The sequence below is a fragment of the Streptomyces sp. NPDC002276 genome (genome assembly GCF_053891435.1).
This window is the reverse complement of sequence record NZ_JBSFCQ010000008.1, coordinates 239,008-255,506: the sequence shown is the minus strand read 5'-3', so window position 1 is coordinate 255,506 and position 16,499 is coordinate 239,008. Positions and strand designations below refer to the sequence as shown.

Below are 16,499 nucleotides of genomic sequence, written 5' to 3'. Positions count from 1 at the left end.
AACTCCGTGAACACACTGCTGACAGCGAGTGGGGTGGGCAAGTCCTATGCGCTGCGCGGCCGTCGGGTCGACGTCCTCAAGGGCGTCGATCTCGCGGTCGCGCCGGGATGCGTCACCGCGCTCGTCGGACACTCGGGATCGGGCAAGTCCACCCTCCTGCACATCCTCGGGCTGCTGACGAAACCCGACACCGGCCGGGTGGAGCTGGAGGGCCGCGACACCCACGGCCTGTCGGACAACGCGCTCGCGGACCTGCGGCGCCGACGGCTGGGGTTCGTCTTCCAGTCGTACAACCTGCTGCCGCAGCACAGCGCGCTGCGGAACGTCCTGCTCCCGTTCACCGGCAGGCGCCGGGAGGCGGAGGCCAGGGCCCGCGGTCTGCTGGAGCGCGTGGGGCTGGGAGACCGGTGCGAGCACCGGCCCGGCGAGCTGTCCGGGGGCGAACAGCAGCGCGTGGCGCTGGCCCGGGCGCTGGTGAACGATCCGCCCCTGCTGCTGGCCGACGAACCCACCGGAAACCTGGACACCGGGAGCGAGGCCGTGTTGCTGGGCCTGTTCCGGGAGTTGGCGGACGACGGACGGGGCGTGCTGGTCGTCACACACGATCAAACGGTCGCGGACGCGGCCGACGTCGTCCACCGACTGGGCGGCAGCGCAGCCCTTCCCGCACCGGACGAGACGAACGGCCGCTCCTGGGCGACCACCCGGAGCGCGCGGGAGGGCGAGCTGTGAACCTCTTACAGGTGGCGTGGTGGAACGTGCGCGCGCTGCGCGGGCGGCTGCTGGGGTTGGTGACGATGGTCGCGGTGGCCGGCGCGGTGTGCCTGAGCGCGATCGGGATCGCCTCGAACGCGCGGGGCACGACGACCAGTCAGGTCGGGGAGGCGACGGCGAACCGGTCGGTCACGGTGGACTCCCCCGAAGGGCGTCCCGACACCGCCCAGTTGACGACCGCGACGGAGCGGCGCCTGGCGAAGATCGCTCACGTCGTCTCGGTCCAGCACCGGCTCCAGGTGTCCATGCCGGTACGGGACAACCCCGAGGGCGCCGACCTGCTGTACGCGACGACCTACCGCGAGGCGCTGGCGCCCCCCGTGGTCAAGTCGGTGCGCAAGCAGCTGTTCCCGCTGCACCGCGGAGAGGTGGTCTTTCCCGCCACCACGCACGGCGTGGACCTGTCCTCGATGGTGGGCAGGACGGTGACGGTGGACGCGCACCACTATGTGCGGCCCGGCGTGGGGGACACGGTGAGCGACCGGGTGAAGGTGGTGGGCCTGTACGACCCCGGCTGGCAGTTCGACGGACCGGACACCGCCTATGTGGACGACGCCACCGTGGTGAAGTGGGCGGCGGCCGCGGCGGGCAAGACCACCGACGACTACCTGCGCACATCGGGATGGGACCAGCTGACGTTGGTGGCCGACAGCGCCGCCCATGTGCCGGGCGTGCTCAGGACCGTGCAGGGGATGAACTACCCGGCCGTCGCCCTCCAGCAGCAGCTTGAGGCCCTTCCCGGAGTGCTGCAACTGGTCGCCCTCACCGGGAACGTGCTGCTCGGCGTCCTGGGCGTGCTCGCCTTCGCCGGGGCGGTCACGGTGACGGGTGCGCTGGGACGGCAGCGGGCCCAGGAGGTGGGCATCCTCAAGGCGGTCGGATTCCGCGGCCGTTCGGTGACGGGGATGCTCGTGGCGGAGATGGCGATCGCCGGGGCGGCCGCCGCCGCGGCCGGAGTCGTGCTCGCGTTCGGCGTGGCGGGCGCCGCGGCCGCGGGCCTCCGGCGTATCGGCGACATCGCCCCGTACGTGCACGACACGGTGCCGCTCCCGGGCCTGCCGACGCTGCTCTCCCTGTCGGTCGCGACCGTTGTCGTCGTGGCCGCCGGCGCCGTGCTCCCGGCACGTCGTGCCGCGCGCATGTCCCCCACCGAAGCCATGAAGGACTGGTGATTCCCGTGCCGCGGCACAAGACGCCGTACGTCGCGCTTGCGGTGTCCGCTGCCCTGCTGGCCGCCTGTTGCGGCTGTTCCGGCTCCGACGACGTGGAGTTGGGAACGGACTGGAAGGGCTCGCAGACCTTCGTGACCGCGAGCGTGTCCGGGCACACCGTGGTCGTCGGCATCAATCCCGGGGCCCACCATGCGCAGGCGCTGGCCGTGGTGCCGAAGGAGGACGGCGACGACGACGTACTGGCTCCCCAGCTCGTGCGGTTGGCCGACGGGACGTGGTGGCTGTCGACGCCCCGCAAGGGGGAGCGCCCGGACCGGTCCTTCACGCTGAACATCGCCCGGCACGCCCTGGACGAGGGGGACGACACGGAGCGGCTGCGTGAACTCGTGCCGGGCAGGAGCCTGGTGGCGGCCGTTCACGACTCCTCCGGAGGCGGTCGGGGCGCTGCCGCGGCGGACGGCGGAACCACCGGTGTGCTGGTTCGCGACGCGAGGACGTGGCAGAAGGTCCGGGACGTGCGGGTTCCGGGGCCGGTCACGCTGGCGGCCTCCGATCCGTCCAGTGACACGGTGTGCCTCGCCACCGGGCAGGGGGCCGATGTGAAGGCACGTGTGCTCGACCTCGCCACGGGCAGGACCAGGCAGGTCGGGGAGGTGGGCGGCGTGCGGGTGCAGCAACTGGCGTGTGCGGCGGGCACCCCGGTCCTGGCCGGTACCCCGGCCCGGATCAGCCGGGGAACCGCGCTGCGCGTGACCCTGAGGAACGCGGACGGGGCCACGGTGGTGAGCGCGGCCGGCGGAAGGGTCGACGCCGTGCAGGCGTCGAAGAGCGCCGTCGTGATCGCGGTGAGCACCGGGCAGGACAGCGATCTCGTCGAACTGGACCGGAGAACCGGGCGGGAACTGCGGCGGGTGACGGTCGAGGGCATGGACAGCTCGTCCCTGCTGCGGCACACACGGGACGGCTGGGTGATGATCTCGGACAACACCGCGGCCGTGGTAGATCTCGACCAGGAAACGTCCCGGACGTTCGACCTGCCGGGAACGCTGACGAGCTTCTGAGCCGACGGGGATTTCCTGACGTTCCGGCTGAGCCGCGCGGTCGCCGAGACGGCCGAGGCACTGCTCGTCTGCGGCTCCCCGGACGCGGCGACGCCGTACGTCGAGCGGGCCGAGTCGGACGCCGTGCTGCGGCAGTTCGCCGGTACGGGGCTCGCCCTCGCGGCCGAGCCGCTCGTGGCCGCGGGGAGGTGACATGCGTCATGAGGACGGATGCGATTGCGCTGCCCGGGAGCGCGACCCCCGGGCGGCCGTTTCGTCCTCGCCCAGCTACTGTGGTGCGCCGACGCCGACCACGCCCGCCGTGTCGCATCCCTCGCCGCACGCGTACAGCGTCGTCAGCTGGCTCTGGCGGCCGAGGTCGCCGGGGCGGAGCAGGCCGTGCGCTGAGCATGGGCGTGTCCGGGACGCGTCGAGTGTCGCCGTAGGCTCGGAGACATGAGTCCCCGCCTGAGTACCGTGATCCTTCCGCACCTCCGCTGGCACGAGGGTGGCCGTGCCGCATGGCGGCGTGCGGAGGAACTCGGGTTCCACACCGCGTACACCTACGACCACCTTTCCTGGCGCACCTTCCGGGACGGCCCGTGGTTCGGCGCCGTACCGACGCTGACCGCCGCAGCGGCCGTCACCGAGCGGATGCGTCTGGGCACCCTCGTCACGTCGCCCAATTTCCGGCATCCCGTGACGCTGGCCAAGGAGCTGATCTCGCTCGACGACATCTCCGGAGGCCGGATCACCCTCGGTATCGGTGCGGGCGGCACCGGCTTCGACGCCACCGCGCTCGGACAGGATCCGTGGACCCCGCGGGAGCGTGCCGACCGGTTCGGGGAGTTCGTGCCGTTGCTGGACCGGCTGCTCACCGAGGACTCGGTGTCGTACGAGGGTGACTTCTACTCGGCGCACGAGGCCCGGAACATTCCGGGGTGTGTGCAGCGGCCCCGGCTGCCGTTCGCGGTGGCCGCGACCGGGCCCCGTGGTCTGAAGCTCACCGCCCGGTACGGGCAGGCCTGGGTGACCACCGGAGATCCGAAGCTGTTCGAGAGCGGGACCCCCGAGCAGTCGGTTCGTGCCCTTCGCGGGCAGGTCGAGAAGCTGGCCGATGCCTGCGCGGCGGTCGGCCGGGACGCGGCGGGGCTCGACAAGATCCTGCTCACCGGTTTCACCCCGGACCGCGGACGTCCGCTGGAGTCCCTGGGCGCCTTCGTCGAGTTCGCGGGACGGCACCACGAACTGGGCTTCACCGACATCGTGATCCACTGGCCCATCCCCGGCTCCGACTTCGCCGCGGACGAGAAGGTCTTCGAGCAGATCGCCATGGAAGCGGCGGCCCAGCTGACGTGACGACGGTACCCACCGCGACCGCTCGTCCATGTTTCACGTGAAACAGTCACCTCATGCGGCCGGGACCGCACCCGGTGGCACATCCCGGGCCGCGCGGAATCAGTGGGACTCGGGGAACCGCAGGTAGCGCGTGGGCACCGCTTCGGTGAGCCACACCCCGTTCTCGCTGACCCGGAACACATGGCCGTCGCCGTGCATCGCGCCCGCGTCGACGGAAAGCACGACGGGCCTGCCGCGACGGGCGCCCACCCGGGTCGCGGTCTCCCGGTCGGCGGAGAGGTGCACGGCGTGGCGGTTCATGGGCCGGAGCCCTTCGGCCCGGATCGCGTCCAGGTTGCGCGCCACCGTGCCGTGGAAGAGGTACGACGGCGGGGTGGCCGGGGGCAGTCCGAGGTCGACCTCGATGCTGTGGCCCTGGCTGGCGCGGATCCGCGTGCCCTCGATCGCGAAGCGTTGCTTGTCGTTGGTGGCCACCACGTGGTCGAGTTCCTGACGGCTGAAGCGGAACCCGTGCGCTGCACAGGCGGCGATCAGCGTGTCGATCTCGACCCAGCCGGCCTCGTCGAGGGTGAGCCCGATCCGCTCGGGCTGGTGGCGCAGGTGCTTCGAGAGGTACTTCGACACCTTCACGGTGCGTCTTTCATCCATCCGTTCAGCATGACGGGAGAGACGTGGATCACGCATTTTCTTTTGGAGCCGATGTTTGGTCCACAACCAACTGTAGTTATCCACAGGGGGACTTGGCGTTTCTGTGGACAACTCCCTGTCATGTCAGCCCTGTTCGTCAAGATCGGCTGGGGGGCGCCCACTTGGCATGAGCGCATCCAACGCCCTTGCCCGCAGCTCCCGTTCAGCCGCGAGCGCCACGAACTCAGCTGCCCTCGCCGCCCCAACCAGCCCCTCCACGGCCCGCATCGTCTCCTCGGGGACAGCCACGGAACGTGACGAGAACGCCGGCGCCGAAGGCTCGACCGCCCCCAGGTGCCGCCGCAGTGAACGGTTGGCGAACAGCCGCATCGCGCGGGCGAGTTCCGCGTCCACCGTCTGCTGCGCCAGCGGGCGCAGTCGTCGTACGAGCGAGGCCGCCTCGGCCGCGTCCGCGTCGGTCGGACGGTGCGGGCCTTCGAGGTAGCGGGCGAAGACGTGCTCGGTGGTGAACTCCAGGAAACGGGAGGCGATGTGCTCGACCTGGACCCTCAACTCCCGCAGATGGGACGAGATCGCGGACAGCGGAACCCCCGAGGCGTGCAACTCGACGGCCACCGCCAGCTCTTGGGGGCTCGGCACGAGGAAGGAGTCGGTGTCCCCGGGGACCGGTTCCAGTACGCCGAGTTCTACGGCCTCGGCGACGGCCGCGTCGTCCGGGTCGCCGCCGAAGCGCCGCTCCAGTTCGGCGCGCGAGATCCGGCCCGCCTCCTCGTCGGTCCACGGACCGTCCACCTCGGCGACCAGCCCGAGCACCCCGCCCAGCCCCCGGCCCGCGTCCCAGGCCGCCAGCAACTCCTTGATGGAGGCCAGGGTGTAGCCGCGGTCGAGCAGGTCCGCGATCTGGCGGAGCCGGGCGAGATGGACGTCCGCGTACACGTTGGCCCGCCCGCGCCGCTCGGGGCGGGGGAGCAGACCACGGTCCTGATAGGCGCGGATCGTCCGGACGGTGGCCCCGCTGAGCCGCGCGAGATCCTCGATCCGGTAGGCGACCCCACCGGAGCCGGTACTCACGCGGCCCCCGCCCGCGCCGCCGGTGACCGTCTCAGGTACTCCACCGCCCGGTTCAGCGATCCCTCCCGCGACGGATGGTAGGAGCGCCGCAGATAGCGGGGGACGGCCACGCCGAGCGACCGCCAGGTGGGCAACAGGCCTTTCCGTACGGCCCTGTTGTGCTCGGCGAGCGAGTAGCGGACGCGCCCGGCGAGTTGGGGGTCGTGGCGGATCAGGTAGGCCGTGCCCCAGGCCCACAGGTAGAGCATCACGGGCGCGGTGACCGTCATGCCGGCGATCCGGCGGGCGTACCGGGGGAGACCGCGGCCCCCGCAGTGCTGGAACATGTCGAAGGCCACCGCGCGGTGTTCGACTTCTTCCGCGCCGTGCCAGCGCAGCAGGTCGAGCATGATCTCGTCGGCGCCCGCCCGGTCGAGGTCGTCCGCGGCCAGGATCCAGTCGCCCAGCACCGCCGTGAACTGCTCGATCGCCGCGACGACCGCGAGCCGGAAGCGCAGCCACTCGCGCTCGGGCAACGGCGCGCCGAGCGGCGGGCGTTCGCCCAGCAGCCGTTCGAAGAGGAAGTCGACGTACTTCGTGAAGTCCGCGGTGTCGAGCCGCTGGGCCGCGAGATGGTCCAGCACGTGCGCGTGCTGGACGCTGTGGGTGGCCTCCTGGCCCATGAACCCCTTGACGTCGGCGCGGAGTTGGGGATCCCTGACCAGCGGCAGGCCCTCCTTGAGGACCTTCACGAACCACCGCTCCCCCGCCGGCAGCAGCAGATGCAGCACGTTCATGACATGGGTGGCGGTCGGCTCGTCCGGGATCCAGTGCGGCGGCGTGCGCGACCAGTCGAAGGAGACCCGGCGGGGCGCGATCGCGTGGTGTTCATCGGCTGAGGTCACAGCGGCGGCTCCAGCCGGGCCACCGCCCGCAGCGCGCGCGGGGCGAACCGGGACAGCAGATGGGCACCGCGCGCCTCCGGGGTGACCGGTACGACGGCCTGGTCCCGGACGACCGCGCGCAGGATCGCGTCGGCGACCTTCTCCGGCGGGTAGTTCCGCAGCCCGTACAGGCGCGCCGACCGTTTCTGGCGCCGTTTCTCCTCGTCGGCGTCGACCCCGGCGAAACGCGCGGTCGAGGTGATGTTGGTGTTGACCAGCCCCGGACATATCGCCGAGACACCGATCCCCTGACCGGACAGCTCCGCGCGCAGGCACTCGCTGAGCATCAGGACGGCCGCCTTGGAGGTGCCGTAGGCGGGCAGTGTCTTGGAGGGCTGGAACGCCGCCGCCGACGCGGTGTTGACGATGTGGCCGCCCTGGCCGCGCTCGGCCATCTGCTTCCCGAAGAGCCGGCAGCCGTGGATGACGCCCCACAGGTTGACGTCGAGGACCTTCTTCCAGTCCTCCGGGGTGGTGTCGAAGAAGGAACCGGAGAGTCCGATTCCGGCGTTGTTCACGAGGACGTCCACCACGCCGTACTCACCGGCGACCTTCGCGGCGAGCTTCTCCATGGCCTGCCCGTCGGAGACGTCGGCCGTCTCCGCCCAGGCCTCGGGGGCGCCGATCAGCCGCGCCAACTCGGCGGTGCGGGCGGCACTTTCCGCGTCCCGGTCGACGGCCACCACGCGGGCGCCCGCCTCGGCGAACGCGAACGCCGTGGCCCGCCCGATCCCGCTGCCCGCCCCCGTGACCAGTACGAGCTGCCCGCCGAACCGCTGGGCGTACTTGCCGGTCACCGTGGACGACACGGGACTCCCTTCGTTGGCCGTCACGAACTCCGTGATCCAGGAGGCCAGTTGATCGGGGCGCGTGCGCGGGATCCAGTGCTTGGCCGGCAGCGTCCGCCGCACCAGCTCGGGCGCCCACTCCTCCAGCCCGTCGTAGAGCCGCTCGGACAGAAACGCGTCCCCCAGGGGCGTGATGAGCTGCACGCGCGCGTGCGCATAGGCGTCGGGGCGTGGCCTGCGCAGCCGCGCCCGGACGTTGTCCCGGTACAGCCAGGCGCCGTGGGCCGCGTCCTGGCGCAGCGACGAGGTCGGGTAGTCACCGCGCGGGACCTTCTCGACGCGCTCCAGGATCCTCGGCCAGCGCTTGCCCAGGGGGCCGCGCCAGGCGAGTTCGGGCAGCACGGGCGTGTGCAGCAGGTACACGTACCAGGACTTGGCGCCCTGGCCCAGGAGTTGGCCGACGCGGCGCGGGGTGGGCCGGGTCAGGCGCTTGTTGATCCAGTGCCCGAAGTGGTCGAGGGACGGTCCGGACATCGACGTGAAGGAGGCGATACGGCCCTTGGTGCGCGCGACGGTGACGAACTCCCAGGACTGCACCGAGCCCCAGTCGTGCCCCACCAGGTGCACCGGCCGGTCCGGGCTGACCGCGTCCGCGACCGCCAGGAAGTCGTCCGTCAGCTTCTCCAGGGTGAACCCGCCCCGCAGCGGCCGCGGGGCCGTGGACCTGCCGTGGCCCCGGACGTCGTAGAGGACGACGTGGAAGCGGTCGGCCAGCCGGGACGCGACCTCGGACCACACCTCCTTGCTGTCGGGATAGCCGTGCACCAGGACCACCGTGGGGTTCGAGGTGTCCCCCAACTCGGCCACGCACAGCTCGACTCCGCCGGTCCGCACCCGGCGCTCGCGCGCACCCTCAAGCGTCACTTGTCCTCCGCCCAGCGCCGCACGTGCGGCAGATCGTCGTCCAGCCAGAAGGCGCTCTGTTCGGGGTCCCTGGAGTCGGTGACGACGAGGATCTCCTCGAACTTGGCGCCCGTGCCCCGGAATCCGAGATGCGGTTCGACCGCCCACAGGCCGGGGTGCGGGGGGTGGTCGGAGAAGCGGTACGGCGACCAGAGCGGTGACCAGCCGTCGCGGTGGCCGTGCAGCGCGTCGCTCGCGAGGCCCTTCAGGGACTGGGTGCCGAACCCGAACAGCCGCGGGGACCAAGGGCGTTCGGCCACTCGGTCGACCTTGTGGGCGATCACGCCGAAGGGATACGCGCGGTGCCGGTTGGCGTAGCCCTGGCGGACCATGAGGCGGTCCACGTCCTCGTAGATCTCGCGCAGCGGGCGCCGTTCGCGCACCTCGCGCAGGAGCAGCTCGCGATGGGCCTCCAGGTCGGCCATCAGCCGGTCCTGCACCGGGTTCGCCCCGAGGGAGCCCGAATAGCCGATGTCGGCCGTGAATCCCCTGTACACGGGGGCCATGTCCAGGATGAACGGCATCCCGGGCTCCAGCCGGCGGTTCGTGGGGAAGAACTGGAGCGGCACCCGGAAGTTCGTGAACGCCGTGCGGTCGCCGAACCAGGCGAAGGGCAGATGGAACCAGTCGCTCACCCCCTTCGCGCGCAGCCACGACCGCTGCATGCGCGCCGCGTCGCGCTCGGTCACCCCCGGCTCCAGCCGGGCCGCGACGGCCTCGGCGCACTCGTACGCCAGCCGCTGGACCTCCCTGAACCCCCGCAATTCCGCGGAGAGTTCGCGTGTCACCGCCGTAGTCATGCCACCGCCCCACCTGTCCACACCGACTGCGGTACGTGCTCGTAACTTGACACTGGTGAATGTGACAGTTGTTAGAGGCTGCGTCAATAGGCTTGATCTCTACCTGTGGACAACTGCGCGAGGCCGGTCGCGTAGCTCTCAAGTAGGGGCATCCCCTACGGACCCGTACGTCTGGAGTCTGACGTGAGGACAGCTCTGCGGGGTGACGACCGGAGTGGCCCGCGTCACTACCTTCGTAGTCGTGACTGTGATCGCGACCGAAAGCCTGAGCAAGCGGTTCCCCCGGGTGACCGCGCTTGACCGGCTCTCCGTGGACGTCGGCCCCGGTGTGACGGGGCTCGTCGGTGCCAACGGAGCCGGCAAGTCGACCTTGATCAAGATCCTGCTGGGTCTGTCCCCCGCCTCCGAGGGCCGAGCCGAAGTGCTCGGCCTCGATGTCGCCACCAAGGGTGCCGACATCCGCGAGCGCGTCGGGTACATGCCGGAGCACGACTGTCTGCCGCCCGACGTCTCGGCCACCGAGTTCGTCGTCCACATGGCGCGCATGTCCGGACTGCCGCCCACCGCCGCGCGCGAGCGCACCGCGGACACGCTGCGCCATGTCGGCCTGTACGAGGAGCGCTACCGCCCCATCGGCGGCTACTCGACGGGCATGAAGCAGCGCGTCAAGCTGGCCCAGGCCCTTGTCCACGACCCGCAGCTGGTCTTCCTGGACGAGCCGACCAACGGCCTCGACCCGGTCGGCCGCGACGAGATGCTCGGCCTCATCCGCCGCATCCACACGGACTTCGGCATCTCGGTCCTGGTGACCTCGCACCTGCTGGGCGAGTTGGAGCGCACCTGCGACCACGTGATCGTGGTCGACGGCGGCAAGCTCCTGCGCTCCAGCTCCACCACGGACTTCACCCAGACCACGACCACCCTGGCGATCGAGGTCACCGACACCGACGAGCACCCGGACGGCACCCGCGCGGTCCGCGAGGCGCTCCACGCGCGCGGGGTGGACACCCACGACGGCAGCGGCCTGCCGGGCGCGGGCCACGTCCTGCTGCTGACGGCCTCGGGCGAGGAGACGTACGACGTGGTCCGGGACGTGATCGCGGACCTCGGCCTCGGCCTGGTGCGCATGGAGCAGCGCCGCCACCACATCTCCGAGGTCTTCACCGACGCCGATGCCGAGACCGGCACCGGCAGCGACGCAGAGCGGAAGGAGGCCGTAGGCCATGGCAATTGACCAGCCCCTGGTCCCCCAGCCGGGCGACCAGACCCGTATCCACAACATCGGCTACCGCAACTACACCGGCCCCCGCCTGGGCCGCGCCTACGCCCGGCGCTCCCTCTACTCGCAGTCCCTGCGCGGCGCCTACGGCCTCGGCCGCTCGGTGAAGTCCAAGGTCCTGCCCATGCTGCTGTTCGTGGTCATGTGCGTGCCCGCAGCCATCATGGTGGCCGTCGCGGTCGCCACGAAGGCCAAGGACCTGCCCGTCGACTACACCCGCTACGCGATCATCATGCAGGCCGTCATCAGCCTCTACGTCGCCTCCCAGGCACCCCAGTCCGTCTCGCGCGACCTGCGCTTCAAGACCGTGCCGCTGTACTTCTCGCGGCCGATCGAGACCGCCGACTACGTGCGGGCCAAGTTCGCGGCCCTCGCCTCGGCCATGTTCATCCTGACCGCGGCTCCGCTGATCGTGCTCTACGTAGGAGCGTTGCTCGCGAAGCTCGACTTCGCCGACCAGACCAAGGGCTTCGCCCAGGGCCTCGTCTCCGTGACCCTCCTCTCCCTGCTCTTCGCCGGCATCGGCCTGGTCATCGCGGCGGTCACCCCGCGCCGCGGCTTCGGCATCGCGGCCGTCATCGCCGTACTGACCATCTCCTACGGCGCCGTCTCCACCCTCCAGGCGATCGCCGACGCGCAGAACGCCACGAACGCGATCCCCTGGATCGGCCTCTTCTCGCCCGTCACGCTGATCGACGGCCTCCAGTCGGCCTTCCTGGGCGCGACATCGGCGGCCCCCGGAGGCATCGGCCCCAGCCACGCGCAGGGCGTCGTCTACGTCCTCGCCGTGCTGGGCCTCATCGCCGCGACCTACGGCCTCCTGATCCGCCGCTACCGGAAGGTGGGCCTGTGACCACGCTCTCCATCGACCACGTCTCCCGCTGGTTCGGCAACGTGGTCGCCGTCAACGACATCACCATGAACGTCGGCCCCGGCGTCACCGGACTCCTCGGCCCCAACGGCGCCGGAAAGTCCACCCTCATCAACATGATGGGCGGCTTCCTCGCCCCCTCCACCGGCACCGTCACCCTCGACGGCCAGCAGGTGTGGCGCAACGAACAGATCTACAAGCACATCGGGATCGTCCCCGAGCGCGAGGCGATGTACGACTTCCTCACGGGACGCGAATTCGTCGTAGCCAACGCCGAGTTGCACGGCCTGGGAGCCAAGGCGGCCCAAAAAGCCCTGGCCACCGTCGAGATGGAGTACGCGCAGGACCGCAAGATCGCCACGTACTCCAAGGGCATGCGCCAGCGCGTGAAGATGGCGTCCGCCCTGGTCCACGACCCCTCGCTGCTCCTGCTCGACGAGCCCTTCAACGGCATGGACCCGCGCCAGCGCATGCAACTCATGGACCTGCTGCGGCGGATGGGCGACGAGGGCCGCACGGTGCTGTTCTCGTCCCACATCCTCGAAGAGGTCGAACAGCTCGCCTGGCACATCGAGGTCGTCGTCGCCGGACGGCACGCGGCCAGTGGCGACTTCCGCAAGATCCGCCGCCTGATGACCGACCGCCCGCACCGCTACCTGGTCCGCTCCAGCGACGACCGCGCCCTCGCCGCCGCGCTGATCGCGGACCCGTCGACCTCGGGCATCGAAGTCGACCTGGCCGAGGGCGCGCTGCGCATCCAGGCCGTCGACTTCGGCCGCTTCACCGCGCTGCTGCCCCGGGTGGCCAGGGACCACGGCATCCGGCTGCTCACGGTCTCGCCGTCGGACGAGTCGCTCGAATCCGTCTTCTCGTATCTCGTCGCGGCGTAGGAGGCCAAGAGATGTACGACCCCACAGTCGCCCGACTCACCTACCGGGCCCTGCTCGGCCGGCGCCGGGCCCTCATCCTGGGCGCCCTGCCCCTGCTGCTGATCGTGATCTCCGTGGTGGTGCGCGCCCTCGCCGGTGCCGACGACCAGACCGCCGTCGACGTCCTGGGCGGCCTCGGCCTCGCCACGATGGTGCCGATCATCGGCGTCATCGCGGGCACCGGCGCGATCGGACCGGAGATCGACGACGGCTCCGTGGTGTATCTGCTGTCCAAGCCGCTGAAGCGGCCCACGATCATCTTCACCAAGCTGATCGTCGCGGTCGGCGTCACCATGGTGTTCTCGGCCGTGCCCATGCTGATCTCCGGGCTCATCCTGAACGGCAACGGCCAGCAGATCGCCGTCGCCTACACGGTGGCCGCCCTGGTCGCCTCCATCGCCTACGCGGCACTCTTCCTGCTGCTCGGCACGGTCTCGCGGCACGCGGTGGTCTTCGGACTCGTCTACGCCCTCGTCTGGGAGGCCCTGTTCGGCTCCCTGGTCGCCGGCGCCCGCACGCTCAGCGTCCAGCAGTGGTCCCTGGCCGTCGCCCACAAGGTGTCCGGCGGCGAGCTGGTGACCTCCGACGTCGGGCTGACCACGGCGACGATCTTCCTGGTCGCGGTCACCGTGGGAGCGACCTGGTACGCCGGGCAGAAGCTGCGCTCGCTGACTCTCGCCGGCGAGGAATGACAGGTCCTGATCTTGACGGGGGCTTCATCTCTGTCCGGGCACACTGGGCAAACGGGGACGCACGGCTAGGAGGAACGGGGATGGCGGGACAGGCACCGTACGGCGGCGGTCAGGCCGAATCAGGGGACGGCTGGGACAAGTTGGTCCTGGACGACGACTTCATACGCTCCGCCGAGACGGCCGAGCCGTCCGCGCGCGCCCGGATGCTCGCGGCGCGCTGGCGCAACGAGTCGCCCGAGCCGCAGCCCTGGCGCTCCGACGAGCCGCCTGCGGGCTGGTTCTTCAGCAAGGCACGACGGCGCAGGTGGCGCCGGAACTAGCCGTCACACGGCTGCCCTTTTTATTCGGTGGCGTCCAACTCGGCGTACAGGCACAGTTGTTCTGTCGACGCCGGATCAGCCGGCGCCACTGACTGGGAGAGGAGCTGGACGATGTCGATGCACGACAGGACGTCCAACTCCCTTCAGGGCAGCCCGCGGCGGTCTCCGGAGTAGTTACCCCTCCGTCGAGTCGCCCACCACGGGGAGCTGCCCGGGGCGGCCGCTTCGAGCACGCGACTCATTATCGCGTGGGCCGCCCTCCCTGTTGCCCCCATCGCCGGGGGCAAGCCGAGCTGGAGCGGTTGCCCACACCTACGCGAGCAACCGCTCCAGCACGACCGCGATCCCGTCCTCCTCGTTCGAGGACGTCACCTCGTCGGCCACAACCTTGAGTTCCTCATGCGCGTTGGCCATCGCCACGCTGTGGGCTGCCCACCCGAACATCGCGATGTCGTTGGGCATGTCGCCGAAGGCGATCGTGTCGGCGGACCTCAGGCCCAGGCGGCGGGCCGCGATGGAGAGGCCCGTGGCCTTGGACAGGCCCAGGGGCAGCAGTTCGACGATGCCCTCGCCCGCCATCGCGACCGTGACGAAGCCGCCCGCGGCCTCGCGGGCCGCCTCGGCGAGCTGGTCGTCGGTGAGGGTCGGATGCTGGATGTAGATCTTGTTCAGGGGAGCGGCCCACAGCTCGGACACGTCCGTGAACGGGGTCGCGGGAAGCGCCCCCGTGACCCGGTACCCGGGACCGACCAGCACCTCGCCGTCCAGGCCGCCCTGGCTCGCCGCCAGGAACAGCGGCCCGATCTCCGCCTCGATCTTGGCCAGCGCCACGGCGGCCAGCTGCCGGTCCAGGGTGACCGAGGTCAGCAGGCGGTGCTCGCCGGCGTCGTAGACCTGGGCGCCCTGGGCGCAGACCGCGAGGCCCTCGTAGCCGAGGTCGTCGAGGATGTGCCGGGTCCAGGGGGCCGAGCGGCCGGTCACCACGATGTGCGCGGCACCGGCCTCCGTGGCCGCCGCGAGGGCGGCACGGGTGCGCGGCGAGACCGACTCGTCGGAGCGCAGGAGCGTTCCGTCGAGGTCGGTCGCGATCAGCTTGTACGGGAAGCCGGTGCTCACTTGGCGACCGGCGTCAGGACCTCACGGCCGCCCAGGTACGGGCGCAGCACCTCGGGCACGCGCACCGAACCGTCGGGCAGCTGGTGGTTCTCCAGGATCGCCACGATCGTGCGCGGTACGGCGCACAGCGTGCCGTTCAGCGTGGCCAGCGGCTGCACCTTCTTGCCGTCGCGCAGCCGTACGGACAGGCGGCGGGCCTGGAAGCTGTCGCAGTTGGAGGCCGAGGTCAGCTCGCGGTACTTGCCCTGGGTCGGGATCCACGCCTCGCAGTCGAACTTGCGGGACGCCGACGCGCCGAGGTCGCCCGAGGCCACGTCGATGACCTGGTAGGGCAGTTCGAGGCCGTCGAGCCACTGCTTCTCCCAGTCCAGGAGGCGCTGGTGCTCGTTCTCCGCGTCCTCGGGGAGGACGTACGAGAACATCTCGACCTTGTCGAACTGGTGCACGCGGAAGATGCCCCGCGTGTCCTTGCCGTACGTCCCGGCCTCGCGGCGGAAGCACGGGGAGAAGCCCGCGTAGCGCATCGGGAGCTTGTCCGCGTCGAGGATCTCGTCCATGTGGTAGGCGGCGAGGGGGACCTCGGAGGTGCCGACCAGGTAGAAGTCGTCCTTCTCCAGGTGGTACACGTTCTCCGCGGCCTGGCCGAGGAAGCCGGTGCCCTCCATGGCGCGCGGGCGGACCAGCGCCGGGGTCAGCATCGGGACGAAGCCGGCCTCCGTGGCCTGCGCGATCGCCGCGTTGACGAGCGCCAGCTCCAGGAGGGCGCCGACGCCGGTGAGGTAGTAGAAGCGCGAGCCGGACACCTTGGCGCCGCGCTCGACGTCGATGGCGCCCAGCGCCTCGCCCAACTCCAGGTGGTCCTTGGGCTCGAAGCCCTCGGCGGCGAAGTCGCGGATCGTGCCGTGCGTCTCCAGGACGACGAAGTCCTCCTCGCCGCCCACGGGCACGTCCGGGTGCACGAGGTTGCCGAGCTGGAGCGCGAGGCGCTTGGTCTCCTCGTCCGCCTCGTGCTGCTCGGCGTCGGCCGCCTTGACGTCGGCGGCGAGCTGGCCCGTCTTCTTGAGCAGCTCGGCCTTCTCGTCGCCGGAGGCCTTGGGGATGAGCTTGCCGAGCGCCTTCTGCTCGGAACGCAGCTCGTCGAAGCGGACGCCGGACGACCTGCGCCGCTCGTCGGCGGACAGGAGAGCGTCGACGAGCGCGACGTCCTCTCCACGGGCGCGCTGGGACGCGCGCACACGGTCGGGGTCCTCACGGAGCAGGCGAAGGTCAATCACGCGACCAGGCTACCGGTGCGGGGTTCCGGCTCACGACTTGGTATTCCGAACTGCGGCTTACATCCAGTTATGGGGTAATTGCGCAGAGTGTCGATGCCTGTAGATGCGAGTCAATAAAAGGGCGCCCCGCTCCCTGGAACGGGGCAGGCGCGAGGCGGCCTGTTGACTCGAATCCCTTGTGGGAAACGGGACTTGAGCGCGCGGTTGTCCACAGGAATCCACATCCCGGAAGAGTTATCCACAGGCTGTGTGGAAGATCTGTGGATGCCGGAAGCGATCATTTCCAAAAGGGTCCCGTGATCAAGGAATTCCCGACCCAAACGTCCCTCACACCCACTTTCGGGTGGAATTGCGTCGCTCCATAGGATTGCCCGAAGGAAACGGGTGGACGAAGAGTGACTTGCGCGCCGGTGCGCGCGCCAGGGGTCTGTAGGGCGATTTGTCGACAGACTGATGCTCCGCTGTCGACTTGTCCCCAGG

Annotated in this window: 17 protein-coding genes; 10 read left to right on the top strand and 7 right to left on the bottom strand. The window is 70.5% G+C overall.

Annotated features, from left to right (window positions below; translation table 11 throughout):
- Positions 1–6 precede the first annotated feature (6 nt).
- The 5 genes from ACWIHT_RS22235 (at position 7) to ACWIHT_RS22215 (ending at position 4,345) form a co-directional block, all read left to right on the top strand.
- Positions 7–732, top strand: coding sequence for an ABC transporter ATP-binding protein (locus ACWIHT_RS22235; RefSeq protein WP_456169898.1), 726 nt, complete (start codon positions 7–9; stop codon positions 730–732).
- Complete coding sequence (locus tag ACWIHT_RS22230) at positions 729–1,946, top strand: FtsX-like permease family protein (RefSeq protein ID WP_456169897.1); 1,218 nt, start codon at positions 729–731, stop codon at positions 1,944–1,946. The genes ACWIHT_RS22235 and ACWIHT_RS22230 overlap by 4 nt, the downstream gene beginning before the upstream one ends.
- Positions 1,947–1,951: 5 nt before the next feature.
- The gene (locus tag ACWIHT_RS22225) at positions 1,952–3,007 is read left to right on the top strand and encodes a hypothetical protein (protein WP_456169896.1); all 1,056 of its coding nucleotides are present in this window, start codon (positions 1,952–1,954) and stop codon (positions 3,005–3,007) included.
- Between the two features lie 210 nt (positions 3,008–3,217).
- Entirely contained in the window at positions 3,218–3,394 is a 177-nt protein-coding gene (locus tag ACWIHT_RS22220; protein ID WP_456169895.1) for a hypothetical protein, read from the top strand.
- A 48-nt stretch (positions 3,395–3,442) separates the two neighbouring features.
- Positions 3,443–4,345, top strand: coding sequence for an LLM class flavin-dependent oxidoreductase (locus ACWIHT_RS22215; RefSeq protein ID WP_456169894.1), 903 nt, complete (start codon positions 3,443–3,445; stop codon positions 4,343–4,345).
- Positions 4,346–4,444: 99 nt separating this feature from the next.
- Here ACWIHT_RS22215 and ACWIHT_RS22210 read toward each other — a convergent pair whose 3' ends face one another.
- The 5 genes from ACWIHT_RS22210 to ACWIHT_RS22190 all read right to left on the bottom strand — a co-directional run bounded on the left by ACWIHT_RS22210 (position 4,445) and on the right by ACWIHT_RS22190 (position 9,538).
- Positions 4,445–4,993 (bottom strand): RNA 2'-phosphotransferase, encoded by a 549-nt coding sequence (locus ACWIHT_RS22210; protein ID WP_399121291.1) that lies wholly within the window; start codon positions 4,991–4,993, stop codon positions 4,445–4,447.
- A gap of 123 nt (positions 4,994–5,116) precedes the next feature.
- Positions 5,117–6,064, bottom strand: a complete 948-nt coding sequence (locus tag ACWIHT_RS22205; RefSeq protein ID WP_456169893.1) for a MerR family transcriptional regulator — start codon at positions 6,062–6,064, stop codon at positions 5,117–5,119.
- A complete protein-coding gene (locus tag ACWIHT_RS22200; RefSeq protein WP_456169891.1) occupies positions 6,061–6,948 on the bottom strand; it encodes a metal-dependent hydrolase in 888 nt (295 codons plus the stop codon). The genes ACWIHT_RS22205 and ACWIHT_RS22200 overlap by 4 nt, the downstream gene beginning before the upstream one ends.
- The gene (locus ACWIHT_RS22195) at positions 6,945–8,699 is read right to left on the bottom strand and encodes an SDR family oxidoreductase (protein WP_456169890.1); all 1,755 of its coding nucleotides are present in this window, start codon (positions 8,697–8,699) and stop codon (positions 6,945–6,947) included. The genes ACWIHT_RS22200 and ACWIHT_RS22195 overlap by 4 nt, the downstream gene beginning before the upstream one ends.
- Positions 8,696–9,538 carry a M24 family metallopeptidase gene (locus ACWIHT_RS22190; RefSeq protein WP_456169889.1) on the bottom strand — a complete coding sequence of 281 codons (843 nt, stop codon included), beginning with the start codon at positions 9,536–9,538 and terminating at the stop codon, positions 8,696–8,698. The genes ACWIHT_RS22195 and ACWIHT_RS22190 overlap by 4 nt, the downstream gene beginning before the upstream one ends.
- Before the next feature lie 247 nt (positions 9,539–9,785).
- Between ACWIHT_RS22190 and ACWIHT_RS22185 the strand changes: the two genes are divergently transcribed.
- The 5 genes from ACWIHT_RS22185 to ACWIHT_RS22165 all read left to right on the top strand — a co-directional run bounded on the left by ACWIHT_RS22185 (position 9,786) and on the right by ACWIHT_RS22165 (position 13,629).
- Complete coding sequence (locus ACWIHT_RS22185) at positions 9,786–10,772, top strand: ABC transporter ATP-binding protein (RefSeq protein WP_456170058.1); 987 nt, start codon at positions 9,786–9,788, stop codon at positions 10,770–10,772.
- Positions 10,762–11,670: an ABC transporter permease subunit gene (locus tag ACWIHT_RS22180; RefSeq protein ID WP_456169888.1), complete on the top strand. Its 909-nt coding sequence runs from the start codon at positions 10,762–10,764 to the stop codon at positions 11,668–11,670. Before ACWIHT_RS22185 ends, ACWIHT_RS22180 begins: the two co-directional genes overlap by 11 nt.
- On the top strand, positions 11,667–12,578 hold the full coding sequence (locus ACWIHT_RS22175) for an ABC transporter ATP-binding protein (RefSeq protein WP_456169886.1): 912 nt from the start codon (positions 11,667–11,669) through the stop codon (positions 12,576–12,578). Before ACWIHT_RS22180 ends, ACWIHT_RS22175 begins: the two co-directional genes overlap by 4 nt.
- An 11-nt stretch (positions 12,579–12,589) precedes the next feature.
- A complete protein-coding gene (locus tag ACWIHT_RS22170) occupies positions 12,590–13,309 on the top strand; it encodes an ABC transporter permease subunit (RefSeq protein ID WP_456169885.1) in 720 nt (239 codons plus the stop codon).
- A gap of 80 nt (positions 13,310–13,389) precedes the next feature.
- Positions 13,390–13,629, top strand: a complete 240-nt coding sequence (locus tag ACWIHT_RS22165) for an SGM_3592 family protein (RefSeq protein WP_456169884.1) — start codon at positions 13,390–13,392, stop codon at positions 13,627–13,629.
- Between the two features lie 312 nt (positions 13,630–13,941).
- On the opposite strand, the gene ACWIHT_RS22160 is transcribed toward ACWIHT_RS22165, so the two are convergent.
- Together ACWIHT_RS22160 and serS are read right to left on the bottom strand one after the other, a co-directional pair.
- A complete protein-coding gene (locus ACWIHT_RS22160) occupies positions 13,942–14,745 on the bottom strand; it encodes an HAD family hydrolase (protein ID WP_456169883.1) in 804 nt (267 codons plus the stop codon).
- Positions 14,742–16,019, bottom strand: coding sequence for a serine--tRNA ligase (gene serS / locus ACWIHT_RS22155; RefSeq protein WP_456169882.1), 1,278 nt, complete (start codon positions 16,017–16,019; stop codon positions 14,742–14,744). The genes ACWIHT_RS22160 and serS overlap by 4 nt, the downstream gene beginning before the upstream one ends.
- Between the last annotated feature and the right edge of the window lie 480 nt (positions 16,020–16,499).

Bases quoted from the DNA above. Each gene is read 5' to 3' on its own strand.
- ACWIHT_RS22220 (WP_456169895.1), top strand. From the start codon at position 3,218: ATGCGATTGCGCTGCCCGGGAGCGCGACCCCCGGGCGGCCGTTTCGTC.
- ACWIHT_RS22215 (WP_456169894.1), top strand. From the start codon at position 3,443: ATGAGTCCCCGCCTGAGTACCGTGATCCTTCCGCACCTCCGCTGGCAC.
- ACWIHT_RS22210 (WP_399121291.1), bottom strand. From the start codon at position 4,993: ATGGATGAAAGACGCACCGTGAAGGTGTCGAAGTACCTCTCGAAGCAC.
- ACWIHT_RS22190 (WP_456169889.1), bottom strand. From the start codon at position 9,538: ATGACTACGGCGGTGACACGCGAACTCTCCGCGGAATTGCGGGGGTTC.
- ACWIHT_RS22180 (WP_456169888.1), top strand. From the start codon at position 10,762: ATGGCAATTGACCAGCCCCTGGTCCCCCAGCCGGGCGACCAGACCCGT.
- ACWIHT_RS22170 (WP_456169885.1), top strand. From the start codon at position 12,590: ATGTACGACCCCACAGTCGCCCGACTCACCTACCGGGCCCTGCTCGGC.
- ACWIHT_RS22165 (WP_456169884.1), top strand. From the start codon at position 13,390: ATGGCGGGACAGGCACCGTACGGCGGCGGTCAGGCCGAATCAGGGGAC.